This window comes from Pseudomonas sp. NFACC46-3 (genome assembly GCF_900114515.1).
GTDB classification, from domain to species: Bacteria; Pseudomonadota; Gammaproteobacteria; order Pseudomonadales; family Pseudomonadaceae; genus Aquipseudomonas; species Aquipseudomonas fluorescens_Q.
Genome location: NZ_FOTH01000019.1, coordinates 59,796 through 74,280, shown reverse-complemented (window position 1 = coordinate 74,280; position 14,485 = coordinate 59,796). Strand labels below are relative to the sequence as shown.

General features: G+C 62.5%; 13 protein-coding genes. 10 read left to right on the top strand and 3 right to left on the bottom strand.

All coding sequences use genetic code 11. The annotated features are described in order from the left end of the window. Positions 1 to 62: 62 nt before the first annotated feature. The gene (locus BM300_RS18940; protein WP_092463582.1) at positions 63 to 1,118 is read right to left on the bottom strand and encodes a LacI family DNA-binding transcriptional regulator; all 1,056 of its coding nucleotides are present in this window, start codon (positions 1,116 to 1,118) and stop codon (positions 63 to 65) included. A gap of 128 nt (positions 1,119 to 1,246) precedes the next feature. On the opposite strand from BM300_RS18940, the gene BM300_RS18935 reads away from it, so the two are divergent. The 3 genes from BM300_RS18935 to BM300_RS18925 all read left to right on the top strand — a co-directional run bounded on the left by BM300_RS18935 (position 1,247) and on the right by BM300_RS18925 (position 4,408). Further along, positions 1,247 to 2,170, top strand: coding sequence for a TIM barrel protein (locus BM300_RS18935; RefSeq protein ID WP_092345004.1), 924 nt, complete (start codon positions 1,247 to 1,249; stop codon positions 2,168 to 2,170). Between the two features lie 18 nt (positions 2,171 to 2,188). After that, complete coding sequence (locus tag BM300_RS18930; RefSeq protein ID WP_092345002.1) at positions 2,189 to 3,358, top strand: Gfo/Idh/MocA family protein; 1,170 nt, start codon at positions 2,189 to 2,191, stop codon at positions 3,356 to 3,358. 147 nt (positions 3,359 to 3,505) lie between these two features. Next, positions 3,506 to 4,408, top strand: coding sequence for a sugar phosphate isomerase/epimerase family protein (locus tag BM300_RS18925; protein ID WP_092463580.1), 903 nt, complete (start codon positions 3,506 to 3,508; stop codon positions 4,406 to 4,408). Positions 4,409 to 4,417: 9 nt separating this feature from the next. On the opposite strand, the gene BM300_RS18920 is transcribed toward BM300_RS18925, so the two are convergent. Beyond that, positions 4,418 to 4,876 (bottom strand): metallophosphoesterase family protein, encoded by a 459-nt coding sequence (locus BM300_RS18920; RefSeq protein ID WP_092463578.1) that lies wholly within the window; start codon positions 4,874 to 4,876, stop codon positions 4,418 to 4,420. A 127-nt stretch (positions 4,877 to 5,003) separates the two neighbouring features. Here BM300_RS18920 and BM300_RS18915 point away from each other — a divergent pair, with 127 nt between their 5' ends. The 3 genes from BM300_RS18915 (at position 5,004) to BM300_RS18900 (ending at position 10,713) form a co-directional block, all read left to right on the top strand. Next, complete coding sequence (locus tag BM300_RS18915; protein ID WP_092463576.1) at positions 5,004 to 6,572, top strand: sensor domain-containing diguanylate cyclase; 1,569 nt, start codon at positions 5,004 to 5,006, stop codon at positions 6,570 to 6,572. 118 nt (positions 6,573 to 6,690) lie between these two features. Further along, positions 6,691 to 8,691, top strand: coding sequence for a peptidase U32 family protein (locus tag BM300_RS18910; protein ID WP_092222137.1), 2,001 nt, complete (start codon positions 6,691 to 6,693; stop codon positions 8,689 to 8,691). Positions 8,692 to 8,973: 282 nt separating this feature from the next. Continuing rightward, entirely contained in the window at positions 8,974 to 10,713 is a 1,740-nt protein-coding gene (locus BM300_RS18900; protein ID WP_092463574.1) for a dipeptidase, read from the top strand. Between the two features lie 173 nt (positions 10,714 to 10,886). On the opposite strand, the gene BM300_RS18895 is transcribed toward BM300_RS18900, so the two are convergent. Beyond that, a complete protein-coding gene (locus BM300_RS18895; RefSeq protein WP_027911723.1) occupies positions 10,887 to 11,114 on the bottom strand; it encodes a DUF3079 domain-containing protein in 228 nt (75 codons plus the stop codon). 204 nt (positions 11,115 to 11,318) lie between these two features. On the opposite strand from BM300_RS18895, the gene BM300_RS18890 reads away from it, so the two are divergent. The 4 genes from BM300_RS18890 to BM300_RS18875 are packed head-to-tail and all read left to right on the top strand — an operon-like array spanning position 11,319 to position 14,446. After that, complete coding sequence (locus BM300_RS18890) at positions 11,319 to 11,849, top strand: iron transporter (protein WP_063321427.1); 531 nt, start codon at positions 11,319 to 11,321, stop codon at positions 11,847 to 11,849. Between the two features lie 2 nt (positions 11,850 to 11,851). Further along, positions 11,852 to 12,214, top strand: a complete 363-nt coding sequence (locus BM300_RS18885) for a cupredoxin domain-containing protein (protein ID WP_063321428.1) — start codon at positions 11,852 to 11,854, stop codon at positions 12,212 to 12,214. Between the two features lie 22 nt (positions 12,215 to 12,236). Beyond that, positions 12,237 to 13,091 (top strand): FTR1 family iron permease, encoded by an 855-nt coding sequence (locus BM300_RS18880; RefSeq protein WP_092463572.1) that lies wholly within the window; start codon positions 12,237 to 12,239, stop codon positions 13,089 to 13,091. Continuing rightward, the gene (locus BM300_RS18875) at positions 13,079 to 14,446 is read left to right on the top strand and encodes a 4Fe-4S binding protein (RefSeq protein WP_092463570.1); all 1,368 of its coding nucleotides are present in this window, start codon (positions 13,079 to 13,081) and stop codon (positions 14,444 to 14,446) included. The genes BM300_RS18880 and BM300_RS18875 overlap by 13 nt, the downstream gene beginning before the upstream one ends. The last annotated feature ends 39 nt before the right edge of the window (positions 14,447 to 14,485 follow it).

The window sequence follows — 14,485 nt, the reverse complement described above, 5'->3', positions numbered from 1 at the left end:
TACCCAGGAGCCGACGGAACCAGCCTGTTCGCGAAAGCGGCGGCTGAGAATGCATCAAACATTCAGGTGCTTTCCGGCACATCGATCTGAAGCGACACCACCCGCCTCGGCGCCGGGCCTGGCGAGGTGGCAGTCGCTGCCTCGACCAGGGCTTCGACTGCCTGTTCGGCCATGGTCACGACGGGATGAGACAGCACCGCCTGGACCAGCCCCGTCTTCAACGCCTCGCGTGTCAACGGCGTCAGGTCATGGCACACCACCACAGGCAAGCGAATCTTCTGTTTCTGGAGACTGCGCAAGGCCCGCAATACGCCGGCGATGCCACCACCGGCCACATAAAGCCCTACCAGGTCAGGCTCTGCGGTGAGCAAATCCAGCGTGTTGCCATACGCGAACTCATCGTCCTCCAGCGTCAGGCGCGACGCGAGCAGCTCCCATTCGCTGGAGTGCTCGGCCAGATAACTGTGAAAGCTCAGCTCACACAATTCCTGGCACTGGAAACGCTGGCTGCTGAGCATGACGGCCGCCGCCCCGGGTCGACTCGCCAGACGGCTGATGAACCAACCTGCCGTGCGGCCCGTGAGTCGATTGTCCAACCCGACATACCCCGTGCCGCTGGCGCTGGACAGCTCCGACAGCAGCGCTACCACCGAAACCCCTGTCTCGCGCAATTGCGCAACCGCCTCCCGGACCCGGGGATGATCCACCGCCACCACGCCCAGGCCGTCCACTTGATCGCGCAGGGCCAGGATGCGTTGCGCCACGATGACCGGATCGAGGTCGTCCAAGTAGCCGATGACCACGCGAATCCGTGCTCGCGTGCAGGTCGCGGCAGCGTTCGACAACGCATGGGCCAGCCCCTGGTAAAAAGGTACGCCGCTTTTCTGCAACAGAAAGCCAAGCCGCAAGGTCGGGCGGTCGTTGAGCACCCGCTGCTCGATAACGCCCTTGGCATGAAACCCCAACCGCGCGGCCGCCGCGGCAATACGTTGGGCGGTATCGGCGCGCACATCGGCGCGCAGGTTCAACACCCGGTCGACGGTAGACAAGCTGACCCCGGCCTCCCGGGCGACATCAGCCATGGTGGGGCGAAGCATTCGGCGTGGCTTTTCTGACATGTTTTGACACCTCTGCCCGGCATCATGAGGGGTTTTGACAGATTAAGCCAACACCCCATGGCCCCCTCCCCAGCAACGCAATAGCATCAAGTCCAGCCCATAACAATAAACACAGCCGGAGAGCTTCCATGGCCATTCACATCTGTACAGCACCCTGCTGTTGGGGCGTCGATGACGTCAAGAACCCGTTCCTGCCACCGTGGCGCCGGGTACTTGGCGAAGCCGCCGAGGCCGGTTATCGCGGCATTGAGCTGGGGCCTTATGGTTACTTGCCCCTGGACGCCGAAGACGTAGGCCCGGCCTTGTCCGAACACGGCCTGCACGTGGTTGCCGGGACGATCTTCGACGACTTGGTCAACCCCGCCAACCTGCCTGGACTGCTGCGCCAGGCCCACGACATCTGCACGTTGCTCAGGCAGTTGCCCCCCATGGAAAAACAGCTCGGCCAACGCTTCGCCGGGCCGTACCTGGTGATCATCGACTGGGGCCACGAGGCGCGCGACTACGCAGCCGGTCACTCGGACCGCGCCCCGCGCCTGGACGATGCTCGCTGGAACACGATGATGGCGCACATCCGCGCCATCGCTGACATCGCCTGGCATCAATACGGCATCCGCGCCGTCATCCATCCTCACGCCGGGGGCTACATCGAGTTCGCCGACGAGTTGGCGCGCCTGGTGGACGACATTCCCGATGAAGTCGCCGGGTTGTGCCTGGACACCGGGCATCTCTATTACGCGGGCATGGACCCGGTCGCGTCGCTGCGCACCTACGCCCATCGCCTGGACTACCTGCACTTCAAGGACATCGACCCGGCGGTGTTCGACCAGGTGCTGAACGAACGCATCCGCTTCTTCGACGCTTGCGCCCGGGGCGTGATGTGCCCCATCGGGCGGGGCGTCATCGATTACCCGGCGCTGCACAGCCTCGTGCATGAACTGGGTTATGTGGGTTGCATCACCGTCGAACAGGAGCGTGACCCACGCAACGCCGGGAGCAGCCTCGACGACGTGGCCGCCAGCCGCGCCTACCTGGCCCGCATCGGTTTCTGATCACACAAGGACAACGTCATGATCAACGGCAGCAAAACAATCACGCGGCCCATCCGTTGGGCCATGGTCGGTGGCGGCGAGCACAGCCAGATCGGCTACATCCATCGCTCGGCCGCCCTGCGCGACCGGAATTTCGAGTTGGTTGCCGCGGCGCTGGATATCGATCCAGCCCGTGGCCGAGCCTTTGGCGAGCAACTGGGTATCGACCCCCAGCGTTGCTATCCGGACTACCTCAGCCTGTTCGAGCTGGAAGCACAACGTCCCGACGGGATTGAAGCGGTGTCAATCGCCACGCCCAACGGCACCCACTACGCCATCACCCGCGCCGCCCTGGAAGCAGGGCTGCATGTGGTCTGCGAAAAGCCGCTGTGCTTTACCCTCGAGCAGGCCGAGGCGCTGCGCACCCTGGCGCACGCCAAGGGACGCATCGTTGGCTTGACCTACGGCTATGCCGGGCACCAGTTGATCGAGCAGGCCCGGGCGATGATCGCGGCGCAGGCACTGGGCGAGATCCGCATGGTGCACATGCAGTTTGCCCATGGTTTTCACTGCGCCCCGGTGGAGGCGCAGAACCAGGCCACCCAGTGGCGCGTCGACCCGCGCCAGGCCGGGCCCAGCTATGTACTGGGGGATGTCGGTACGCACCCGCTGTATTTGTCCAAGGTGATGTTGCCCGATCTCAAGATCAAACGCTTGATGTGCAGCCGGCAAAGCTTCGTCGCCAGTCGCGCACCGCTGGAAGACAACGCCTACACCTTGATGGAATACGAAGGCGGCGCCATGGGCATGGTCTGGTCCAGCGCTGTGAATGCCGGCTCCATGCACGGGCAGAAAATCCGCGTGATCGGCTCCCGGGCCAGCCTTGAATGGTGGGACGAGCGGCCCAACCAGTTGAGCTTCGAGATCCAGGGCCAACCTGCGCAGGCCCTGGAACGCGGCATGGGCTACCTGCACGCCGACGCGCTGCAGGACGACCGCATCGGTGGTGGCCACCCCGAAGGGCTGTTCGAAGCCTGGTCCAATCTCTATCGCCGCTTCGCCCTGGCCATGGATGCAGCGAACCGCGGTGACAGCGAGGTGCTGGCCGCCCTGCGCTACCCCGACATCGACGTCGGCGTGGAAGGCGTGCGTTGGATCGAACGCTGCGTGGAATCGGCCAACCAGGATGCTGCGTGGGTCGCCTATTGACCCGACACCCGTCAGTCAAAATAACCCTGTGGCGAGGGAGCTTGCTCCCGCTGGGCTGCGAAGCGGCCCCGTCTTGGGACTGCTGCGCAGTCCAGCGGGAGCAAGCTCCCTCGCCACGGGTAATGAGCGTTCCTAAGGAGAACAACAATGAAAATCGCCCTCGACCCCTACATGCATCGCCACCTGAGCCTGCCGGACCTGTGCCGCAAGACTGCCGAGCTCGGTTTCGAATACCTCGAACTGTCGCCACGGGAAGATTTCCTGCCCTGGTGGGTACGCCCCCGCGCCCACAAGGAACGCATCGCCGAGTTCAAGAAAGCCCTGCGCGATCACGATCTGCAACTGGCCTCGCTGCTGCCGATGTATCGCTGGGCCAGCCCCCACGAAGACGAACGCCGGGCAGCGGTGAACTACTGGAAGGAGGCCATCCAGATCGCCGTGGAAATGGGTTGCACGACGATGAACTCGGAGTTCGGCCGTGGGCCGTCGCCTGATCGCGGGCATAAAGTCAGTTGCTGCGGTGGTGTGCACAGCCACGAATCGAGCGAAGCGGCCTGGTGGCGTTCGATGGAAGAACTGGTGCCTGTCCTGGAGGCAGAAGGCGTCACGCTGAACGTCGAACCTCACCCGGAGGACTGGTGCGAGACACTGTACCCGGCCCTCGACATGCTCAAGACCCTCGGTTCGAACAACGTCAAGTTCCTCTATTGCACGCCGCACACCTTCTATTTCGGCGATGACATGAAAGCCATGATCACCGAGGCCGGGTCGATGATCGCCCATGTCCACATCGCCGACACCTACAATCACAAGGCCTCGTCCGGCCTGCGCTACATCGTCAACCCACCCGGCGCCAAGGTCACCGTCCACCAGCATATGGACATGCACCAGGGCGAGATCGACTGGGACCTGTTCTTCAGTGAACTGGCCAAGACCGGCTTCGACGGCATCGTCACCGCGTGCGTGTTCGGCTGGGAAGAGCGGGCGGATGAATCCGGGCGCTTCATGCGCAAGGAAATCCAATCCTACGTTGACAAATACTTCAAGTAAGCGTGTCCATCACTCCAGCAACTGGACCAGCCGCGGCTCGATCGCGCCAGCGCTCACCTCGACCAACGCCAGCGTCACCGGCAGCGTAAACCGCCGCCGGCCGGCGCTGCCAGGGTTCAGGTACAACCGGTCGCCACGCCGTTCGATGCCCGGCTTGTGGGAATGGCCGCTGATCACCCAGTTCACGCCCGGGTCGAGCGAGTCCCGTACATCGGCAATGTCGTGAACCAGCAAGACCTGCCATCCACACAGGTCGAATTGCAGGCGGTCAGCAAGCGGCCCAGCCCAATCGGCCCCCAGGTCGTTATTGCCGCGCACCACGTGCAATGGCGCAATCGACGCCAATTGATCCAGGATCTCGGGGCTGCCGATGTCACCGGCATGGATGATACGCTCACACCCTTGCAATGCTGCCAGCGCTTGCGGGCGGAGCAGACCATGGGTGTCGGAAATGACGCCAACTTTCATGAAACCTCTCTCCCCAATCGTGTGTCGCCGGTTGTACCTGCCTCGTCGTAGCAAGCTAACGTGCTGAAATCGAATAAGATAGGCTGCGCATCAATAGTGTGCAGACCCGTCGTAAAAGGAAATGTTGATGCTCGGACGCAAACGGCCAGAGCCAAAGATTGAAAACACTGATGAGGTCTTTTCTCCTCAGAGCGCCCAGGCCGGAGCGGCGTTGCGGCTCACCGTGAGCTTCATGCTGGTGGTGGTTGTGGCCTTCCTGGCCGTCGAAGGTTGGCGGACCTGGCGCGACTACCGCGCCGCTTTTGCATCTGCCCGGGATTCAGTGACGAACCTGGCGCGGGCGACGGCCCAGCACGCTGAAGACACCATTCGACAAGTGGATGTGGTCACCGCCGCCCTCGCCGAACGGGTGGAGGGCGATAGCCTGCAGAACATGGATATCCCACGCATCCATAAACTATTGGTGCAGCAGGCCGCCATCATGCCGCAACTGCACGGGTTGTTTATCTATGGCCCGGACGGCCAATGGCTGGTGACGGACAAGGAGACGATCCCGGAAATGGCGAACAACGCCGACCGCGATTACTTCCAATACCACCGCACCCACAACGATCAAGGCGTGCGCATCGGTGACGTCGTCAAGAGCCGTTCCACCAATGACCTGATCATCCCCATTTCCCGCCGCCTGAACAACCCCGATGGCTCGTTTGCCGGCGTATTGCTGGGAACAGTTAAGGTGAGCTATTTCGTCGACTACTACGGCGACTTCAAAATCGATGGCAAAGGCGCGCTGGTCCTGGCCAAGCGCAGCGGAACGATCCTGGTCCGACGTCCCTTCGTCGCTTCGGTGATTGGCAAGAGCCTGGTTAACAGCGTGATTTTCAGAGAACATTTACCCACCTCCAACCAAGGGGTTGCCGAAGCCAAGGCCGTCGTCGACGACACCGAGCGCCTATACGGCTACCGGGCGCTGACCACTTACCCGCTGGTGGTGGAAGCCGGCTTGTCCCGCGAATCGATCATCGCGCCCTGGCGCCGCGACCTGTTCAAGACCGGTTTGGTGCTGATTTTCCTGATCGCGATACTGGTGGGCTTCGGGCTCATCGTGTTGAGCCAACTGCGCTACCGCATGGCCATGGAGAAGCAGATTCGCAGCGCCCACCAGGCCATGCGCGACATGGCGCTGACCGACAGCCTGACCGGGCTGGGCAACCGCAGGCGGCTGGACATCGCCCTGGCCGATGAGATCCGCCTGGCCAGGCGCCAGGGTTCGTCCCTGGCCCTGATCATGCTCGACGTCGATTACTTCAAGCGTTTCAACGACAGATACGGCCATGCCGCCGGGGACGATTGCCTGCGGGCGATTGCAGCCGCGCTCAGGCAGACCATCAAGCGGCCGGGCGACCTGGCTGTCCGCTACGGCGGTGAAGAGTTCACCGTGCTGCTGCCAAACACCGACAGCGCCGGCGCCACCAGGGTCGTGCAGCAAATCCTCGAAGCGGTCAGGGCCTTGAACATTGAACATGGCGACCATCCCTCGGGCATCGTGACCATCAGCGCGGGCGTCACCACCTGCCAGCCGAGCGGCGAGGACGTCACCCCGGCCATGCTGATCAGGGCCGCGGACGCCTTCCTGTACCTGGCCAAGAACACCGGGCGCAACCGCTGGTGCAGTGCCGGCTCGACGCCTGGGTAATCCCCGCAAGACCGCCGCGTATCGGTCAAGGTCGTGCAAACCCAAGTCCACAGGTGCCTGCAAGGCGCCTGGCGGCTACAATGCTCGCTTCGACCGTGACCAGCCTGACTAAAAACAAATGTCCTTGCCCAAACATCATCTGGAATTGCTCAGCCCCGCCCGCGACGTGACCATCGCCCGCGAGGCCATCCTGCATGGCGCCGACGCCGTGTACATCGGTGGCCCGAGTTTCGGCGCACGTCACAACGCCTGCAACGAAGTGGGCGATATTGCCCGGCTGGTGGAGTTCGCCCATCGCTACCACGCCCGTGTGTTCACCACCATCAACACCATCCTGCACGACAACGAGTTGGAGCCAGCCCGCCAACTGATCCACCAGTTGTACGATGCCGGCGTCGATGCGCTGATCGTCCAGGACCTGGGGGTAATGGAGCTGGATATTCCACCCATCGAGCTGCACGCCAGCACCCAGACCGACATCCGTACCCTGGCCCGAGCGAAGTTCCTCGACCAGGCCGGTTTCTCGCAACTGGTCTTGGCCCGTGAGCTGAACCTGCAGGAAATCCGCGCCATCGCCGACGAGACCGAGGCGGCCATCGAGTTCTTCATCCACGGCGCGCTGTGCGTGGCGTTTTCCGGCCAGTGCAACATCTCCCACGCGCAGAACGGCCGCAGCGCCAACCGTGGCGACTGCTCCCAGGCCTGCCGCCTGCCCTACACCCTCAAGGACGACCAGGGCCGGGTGGTCGCCTACGAAAAACACCTGCTGTCGATGAAAGACAACAACCAGAGCGCCAACATCCGCGCCCTGGTCGAAGCCGGCGTGCGTTCATTCAAGATCGAAGGGCGCTACAAGGACATGGGTTATGTGAAGAACATCACCGCCTATTACCGCCAGCGCCTGGACGATGTCCTCGAAGACCGTCCGGACCTGGCCCGCGCGTCCAGCGGCCGCACCGCGCACTTCTTCGTCCCCGACCCGGACAAGACCTTCCACCGTGGCAGCACCGACTATTTCGTCAGCGAACGCAAGATCGACATCGGCGCCTTCGATTCGCCGACCTTTACGGGCGTGCCGGTGGGCGTGGTGGAAAAAGTCGGCAAACGTGACCTGCAAGTGGTGACCTTCGATCCGCTGTCCAACGGCGACGGCCTCAATGTGCTGGTCAAGCGCGAAGTCGTCGGTTTCCGCGCCAACATCGCCGAGCCCAAGGGTGAGTTCGAAGAGGACGGCCAGAAGCGTTACCGCTACCGTGTCGAACCCAACGAGATGCCGGCCGGCATGTACCAGTTGCGCCCCAACCACCCGTTGAGCCGCAACCTGGACCACAACTGGCAGCAGGCGTTGCTCAAGACCTCCTCCGAACGCCGCGTCGGCCTGGCCTGGGTTGCGCGCCTGCGCGAAGAGCGCCTGGAACTGACCGCCACCAGCGAAGAAGGCATCAGCGCCAGCGTCGCCCTGGACGGACCGTTCGGCCAGGCCAACAAGCCGGAACAGGCCCTGGAGCAATTGCACGACCTGCTCGGCCAACTGGGCACCACCGAATACCACGCCACCGCGATCGAGCTGGATGCACCCCAGGCGTTCTTCGTCCCCAACTCGCAGCTCAAGGCCTTGCGCCGCGAAGCCATCGAGGCCCTGACCAGCGCCCGCATCAAAGCCCACCCACGCGGTGGCCGCAAGGCCGAGACCAACCCGCCGCCGGTGTACCCGGAATCGCACCTGTCGTTCCTGGCCAACGTCTACAACCAGAAGGCCCGGGACTTCTATCATCGTCACGGCGTCAAGCTGATCGACGCGGCGTTCGAGGCCCACGAGGAAACGGGAGAAGTGCCGGTGATGATCACCAAGCACTGCCTGCGCTTCTCGTTCAACCTCTGCCCCAAGCAGGCCAAGGGGGTCACTGGCGTGCGCACCAAGGTGGCGCCGATGCAGCTGATACACGGTGATGAAGTGCTGACGTTGAAGTTCGATTGCAAACCCTGCGAAATGCACGTGGTCGGCAAGATCAAGGGACACATCCTCGACCTGCCGTTACCTGGCAGCACGGCGCAGCCCGTGGTCGGCCACATCAGCCCTGAAGACCTGCTCAAGACGATCCCCCGCGCACCGCATTAAGCAATGCGCACCTATGGCAGCGAGCTTGCTCGCGATAGCGGTGGGCCTGCTTGCATTGAGGCTGAATGTATCGCCGCCTTCGCGAGCAGGCTCGCTGCCACATGGGTTTTCGGGTGTTTGATGGCCCTGCGCCATTTTTCATTTCTGCGCCGTTTTTGCTTCGCTGTGCGACAGATTTTCCTGCAGGACTCCCCCACCCTTTCCTCGCGGTGTTAGGTTGCAAGCGTTTGTGTCATCAAATCAGACACTTGTCTCCTACCGCCTGCAAAGGAATGCCCAGCAATGGACTTCTCGCTCAAACATCTGGCAGTGACCACCCTGCTGCTGTCCAGCCTCGCTTCGATCACCACACCAGCACTCGCCAACATCACCGCCCAACAGGGCGCAGCCATCGTCAAAACCTTCTCCAACACCTCAGCCACCGATTTCAGGCAGTTCCTGGCCGACGTGGCCAAGAGCGACCCGGGCAAAGCCGCGAACCTCGGCCCGGCCATCAGCGCGTTCCAAGGCAACAAAACCCTTTCAGTTGAACAGCAGAATGAAATCCATCGCCTGTTAGGTCTCTATGCCCGAGTGAAATACGGCCAAGCGGCCACCGAGACGCTGAAGGAACTGGTCGCCATCCCGACTTTTCGCAAGGACGGCGTCGCCCAGCACGAGAACCCGGAATTTCTCAAGATCGCCGACAAGATCAAAAGCCTGGCCGAAGCGTTCAACCTCAACTTCCGCAATGTCGACAACCGCGTCTATGAGATTTCCCTCGAAGGCGGCGGTGACGAAGTCGTCGGCATTCACGCCCATGCCGACGTGGTGCCGGTAACGCCGGAAAACTGGGTGTTGAAAGATGGCACCCGCCTCGACCCGTTCAAGGTCACCCTGGTGGGCGACCGCATGTATGGCCGCGGAACCGAGGACGACAAGAACGGCATCGTGGTCGCGCTCTATGCCATGAAAATCATCAAGGAAGAGAAACTGCCGCTGGCGCGCAACTTCAAGCTGCTGGTCGACACCACCGAGGAAACCACTGGCGACGCCATCCCCTATTACTTCGAACGCAACCCGACGCCCAACTACAACCTGGCGCTGGATGGCGGCTACCCCGTAGTGATCGCCGAGAAAGGCTATGGCACCATCATGGCGAACTTTACCCGACGCGCTGCACAGGGCAAGGGAGCAGAAATTACCGCGCTGACGGGCGGCCTGGCGACCAATCAGATTCCGTCGACGTCCGTTGCCACCTTCGCCAGCGACAAGCCCGCCGAACTGGCTACCAGCCTGCTCAAGGCCGGTACCGACTATGCCAAGCGCAATGGCGGTCACTTCGAGGTGGCCAGCCAGGTTGTCGGCAAGGATGTCCAACTGACCTTCACTGGCGTGTCCGCCCACTCCTCCGAACCCGAGTCAGGCGTCAACCCGGTGGCAAGGATGCTGGACTTCATCAATAGCCTGAACGGCAAGGTCGCGCTCAAACGCAACCACATCACCGACGCCGCCCGCTATGCCGCCGACAACTGGGGCCTGGACTATCTGGGCAGCAAACTGGGAATTGGTTTTTCCGATGCTTTCATGGGCCCGCTGACCGCGTCCCTGACCTACGTCGGCATGGACGAGAAGACCTTCAAGTTGGCGGTCAACCTGCGAGTGCCAGTGGGCAAGACCACAGCAGCCCTCAAGACTGAAATCGCCGACAAACTGGCCGCCTGGAGCAAGAAGTCCCACGTCGCGGTGGCCTTCGACTATTCCATTGACGAGCCGATGTACCGCAACCCCGAGGGGGAATGGGTCAAGGCACTGCTGGCCGTGGCAAGTGAAAACCTGGGCATGGAACACAAATACGGCACCTCTGCCGGCGCCACTTCGGTTCATGACTTGCCCAATGGCGTGCAATTCGGCCTGGCCATGCCCGACGTCAAGTACACCGGTCACAACGACAACGAGTTCAAGACGGTCGAGCAGTTCCTGTTGGACTTGCAGATCGTGACCGAGATGATGGGGCGGATCGGGCAGTTGCCGAAGCTCTAAGGTGCGTATGATCCATTGTGGCGAGGGAGCTTGCTCCCGCTGGGCTGCGAAGCGGCCCCTAAACCTGCCAAATGCGCAGCATCAGACACACCCCACCCGCCGGTTTACGACTGCTTCGCAGCCGAGCGGGAGCAAGCTCCCTTGCCACAGGGGGCCCCTCACTACAGGTTATTTCATTCCTTCGGGTGAGTGGCGCTTGGATCGATGACCTTGGCGGTGATATCGACCAGCTCCAACCCCCAATCCCCGTGCAGATACCAATCCTCCCCAATCATCTCAGCCGGATGCATCGTTCGATCGGCACCGTTGCCGCAGGCCAGCGCACTGGTCGGACAGTAGCGATCACACCCCCAGCAAATGCGCTCGGGATGTTTGGGACTGATGGGAAAGGGCTTTGCCATGACGACCCCGTATAACGGATGGGTGTACCCGCACCCTACCGCGTCGGGGCGCCGTGCCCCTTGATCGCGATCAAGAACAACCGCGCAGGAACGAGTCGTCACTCGTTGTTGGAAAATTCGCGCTGAAAATTGACAAGAATCATTATTATTCGCAGCAAAGCTTCCTAGACTCGGCGCCATCATTTAGCCAACCAGGAAGTCATCATGCGCACACTTGCAACTCTGCCTCTGGCCCTGCTGTTTCTCGCACCGCTGGCCCAGGCCAAGGAATACCCCATCGGCGAACCGCAACTGTGCCCGGGACTGGAGGTCGGTGCGGTGTATTTGCAGCCGATTGAAATGGCCCCGGCCGGGATGATGCGCGCCACTGCCGATTCCGACGTGCACCTGGAGGCCGACATCCGCGCCACGGCGGACAATAAGCAGGGCTTCCAGGAAGGCAGTTTCGTGCCCTACCTCAATGTGTCGTTCCAACTGAAGAAACAAGGCAACGACACCGAACTCAAGGGTGACTTCCACGCCATGGTCGCCAACGACGGGCCGCACTATGGCGACAACGTCAAGCTGCTCGGCCCTGGCAAATATCAACTGACGTTCACCCTCCTGCCACCTGGCGGCCATGGCTCCCTCGGCCGTCATACCGACAAGGAAACCGGCGTGGCGCCATGGTTCGAACGTTGCGAACTGCATTACGAATTCGTCTACGCCGGGATCGGTAAAAAAGGCGGGTACTGAGCATGCGCCACTCATCCTGCCCACGGCACGTCGCGCCTCATCGACGCCTGGCCTGGTTGACGCTGGCCGGTTTGCTGCTGCCCTCGATCGCCCATGCCGAACTGCCGACCTACGAGCTGAGCATACGCGACGGGCATTTCACGCCGTCGCAACTGGAAGTACCGGCCGGGCAACGCTTCAAGATCGTGCTGAAGAACATCGGCCAAGGCCCGGCGGAGTTCGAAAGCACGCCTTTGCGCGTCGAGAAAGTGCTCTCGCCCGGTGTCACGACCTTCGTGGTCATCCACCCACTGCGCCCGGGGCACTATCCGTTTTTCGACGAATTCAATCCGCAACTGCCCGAGGGCGGGATTCTCGCGCAGTAGTTGGTCTGCAGGAGGCATTTGCATGACTCAATCGATGTTCATTGTATGGCGCGAAAGCGTCGAGGCGTTGTTGGTGATCGGGATTCTCCAGGCCTGGGTCAGCCGGCAACACCAGGCCAGCCAGCTGTTGCGCTATGTATGGACCGGCGCGGCGCTGGGCCTGTTGCTTTCGGGCGTGCTGGCCGGCCTGATCCTGCTGGCCGGCGAGGCCATGAGCGGGACGGCCAATGAATGGTTCCAAGCGTCGCTGGCACTGGTCGCCAGCCTGCTGATCGTGCAGATGGTCGGCTGGATGCATCGAAACGCAAGGACGCTCAAGCATGACCTGGCGCGCCACGCCGACCAGCGCCTGAGCCGCCAGGGCGGCCTGGGCCTGTTGGTGCTGGCCCTGCTGGCGGTCAGTCGCGAAGGCAGTGAAACCGTGGTGTTCTTGTATGGTGCCGGTGGGCGCCTGCAAGGGCCGCAACTGGGCTTGTTCGCTGCGGGCGCGCTGGCCGGGCTGGTGCTGTCGCTGCTGACCGTCTCGTTGCTGCACAGCAGCCGCCGGTTCATTTCATGGCCGCGTTTCTTTGCCATCAGCGAAGCGATCCTGCTGATGTTGGGGGCGGCGTTGCTGGTCAGCGGTATCGAGCGCGTCGGCGGGCAACTGCTCGCGATGGATTGGCCCGAGGCGGTGTATCGCGCCATTGGCGACGCACTGTGGGACAGCAGTGCGATACTCGATGACGGCCATGGTTTCGGCGGGTTCCTGGCGGACTTCACCGGGTATCGGGCCAGCCCGAGTGCGATGACGCTGCTGGTGTGGCTGGGCTATTGGGGCGTCGTCGTGGGCTGGCTGCGGCAACGCAAGGCGGAAAACCTGCCATGCCCGACCTGAACCCCTGGCTCCAACGCCTGGGCGACGGCATGCGGCGCCACGGTGCAACCATTCGTGCCGTGCAATGGGTGGTGGTGCTGTTCTACGCGGTGCTGCTGGTGGTGCCGGCCCTGCTGCCATTGCCCAGCGGCCAGGCACGCCTGTTCGACAATCTCACGCTGCTGGCGCAGTTTCTGTTCTGGGGCCTGTGGTGGCCGTTCGTGTTGCTGTCGATCGTGTTGTTCGGGCGGCTCTGGTGTGGCGTGCTGTGCCCGGAAGGCGCCTTGAGCGAATGGGCCAGCCAGTACGGCAAGGGCTTAGGGGTGCCGCGCGGATTGCGCTGGGCTGGCTGGCCGACCTTGGCGTTCTGCCTGACGACCCTCTACGGTCAACTGATCAGCGTCTACGACTACGCCCAGGCGGCGTTGCTGATCCTGGGCGGCTCGACCGTCGCTGCGGTGATCGTCGGCCTGTTGTTCGCCCGGGGCAAGCGGGTGTGGTGCCGTTACCTGTGCCCGGTCAGCGGCGTCTTTTCCCTGCTCGCTCGCTTGGCGCCGGTGCACTTTCAGGTGGACGAACAACGCTGGCTGGAAAATCCCGCACCGCGTCGCCCTCCTCCCAACTGCGCGCCCTTGCTGGACATCCGCCGCATGCGTGGCGCCGCCGATTGCCACGCCTGTGGTCGCTGCAGCGGCCAGCGCGATGCGGTGCGCCTGATTGCCCGCTCCAGCAGCGACGAAATCCTGCACTCGACGGCTAACACCCTCTCGCCCTGGGATGTTCGCTTGCTGTTGTTCGGTGTCATCGGCCTGGCCATGGGCGCCTTCCAGTGGACTGTCAGCCCATGGTTCATCGACCTCAAGCAAAGCCTGGCCCAATGGCTGGTCAGTCATGATTGGCTCTGGGCACTCCAGGACAACGCGCCCTGGTGGCTGTTGACGCACTATCCGCAACTCAATGACAGTTTCAGTTGGCTCGATGGTTTTTGCATCTTCGCGTACCTGGGCATGAGTGCGCTACTGATAGGCACTTCGCTGATGCTGCTGATGCGCCTGGCGGCACGCCTCTCAGGTGACAGCACACAATATCCGCCCCTAGCCATCACCCTGACGCCCCTTGGCGGTGCAGGGTTGTTCCTCGGCTTGTCGGCCACCACGGTCAAACTGCTGCGCTATGAAGGTCTACTGCTGGAATGGGTACAACCGGCTCGGGCCGTATTGCTGATAGCGGCGATAGCCTGGAGTTTATGGCTGGGCTGCAAACGCCTGCAGCAGGCGCAGACTCCACCGATCCGTCGATGGCCTGCCATGGCCTGCCTGGTCTTGGCCAGCAGCCTGGTGGGTTATGGCTGGTGGCTGCAGTTCTGGGGATGGTGATGTGTTCACGACACCTAGATTCGATACAAAACCCTGTGG

What these genes read in the sequence shown, in the direction of transcription:
- BM300_RS18880 (WP_092463572.1), top strand. Translation starts at nt 12,237, where the DNA reads ATGACTCAATCGATGTTCATTGTATGGCGCGAAAGCGTCGAGGCGTTG.
- BM300_RS18940 (WP_092463582.1), bottom strand. Translation starts at nt 1,118, where the DNA reads ATGTCAGAAAAGCCACGCCGAATGCTTCGCCCCACCATGGCTGATGTC.
- BM300_RS18895 (WP_027911723.1), bottom strand. Translation starts at nt 11,114, where the DNA reads ATGGCAAAGCCCTTTCCCATCAGTCCCAAACATCCCGAGCGCATTTGC.
- BM300_RS18935 (WP_092345004.1), top strand. Translation starts at nt 1,247, where the DNA reads ATGGCCATTCACATCTGTACAGCACCCTGCTGTTGGGGCGTCGATGAC.
- BM300_RS18930 (WP_092345002.1), top strand. Translation starts at nt 2,189, where the DNA reads ATGATCAACGGCAGCAAAACAATCACGCGGCCCATCCGTTGGGCCATG.
- BM300_RS18885 (WP_063321428.1), top strand. Translation starts at nt 11,852, where the DNA reads ATGCGCCACTCATCCTGCCCACGGCACGTCGCGCCTCATCGACGCCTG.
- BM300_RS18925 (WP_092463580.1), top strand. Translation starts at nt 3,506, where the DNA reads ATGAAAATCGCCCTCGACCCCTACATGCATCGCCACCTGAGCCTGCCG.
- BM300_RS18915 (WP_092463576.1), top strand. Translation starts at nt 5,004, where the DNA reads ATGCTCGGACGCAAACGGCCAGAGCCAAAGATTGAAAACACTGATGAG.
- BM300_RS18910 (WP_092222137.1), top strand. Translation starts at nt 6,691, where the DNA reads ATGTCCTTGCCCAAACATCATCTGGAATTGCTCAGCCCCGCCCGCGAC.
- BM300_RS18920 (WP_092463578.1), bottom strand. Translation starts at nt 4,876, where the DNA reads ATGAAAGTTGGCGTCATTTCCGACACCCATGGTCTGCTCCGCCCGCAA.
- BM300_RS18890 (WP_063321427.1), top strand. Translation starts at nt 11,319, where the DNA reads ATGCGCACACTTGCAACTCTGCCTCTGGCCCTGCTGTTTCTCGCACCG.
- BM300_RS18900 (WP_092463574.1), top strand. Translation starts at nt 8,974, where the DNA reads ATGGACTTCTCGCTCAAACATCTGGCAGTGACCACCCTGCTGCTGTCC.
- BM300_RS18875 (WP_092463570.1), top strand. Translation starts at nt 13,079, where the DNA reads ATGCCCGACCTGAACCCCTGGCTCCAACGCCTGGGCGACGGCATGCGG.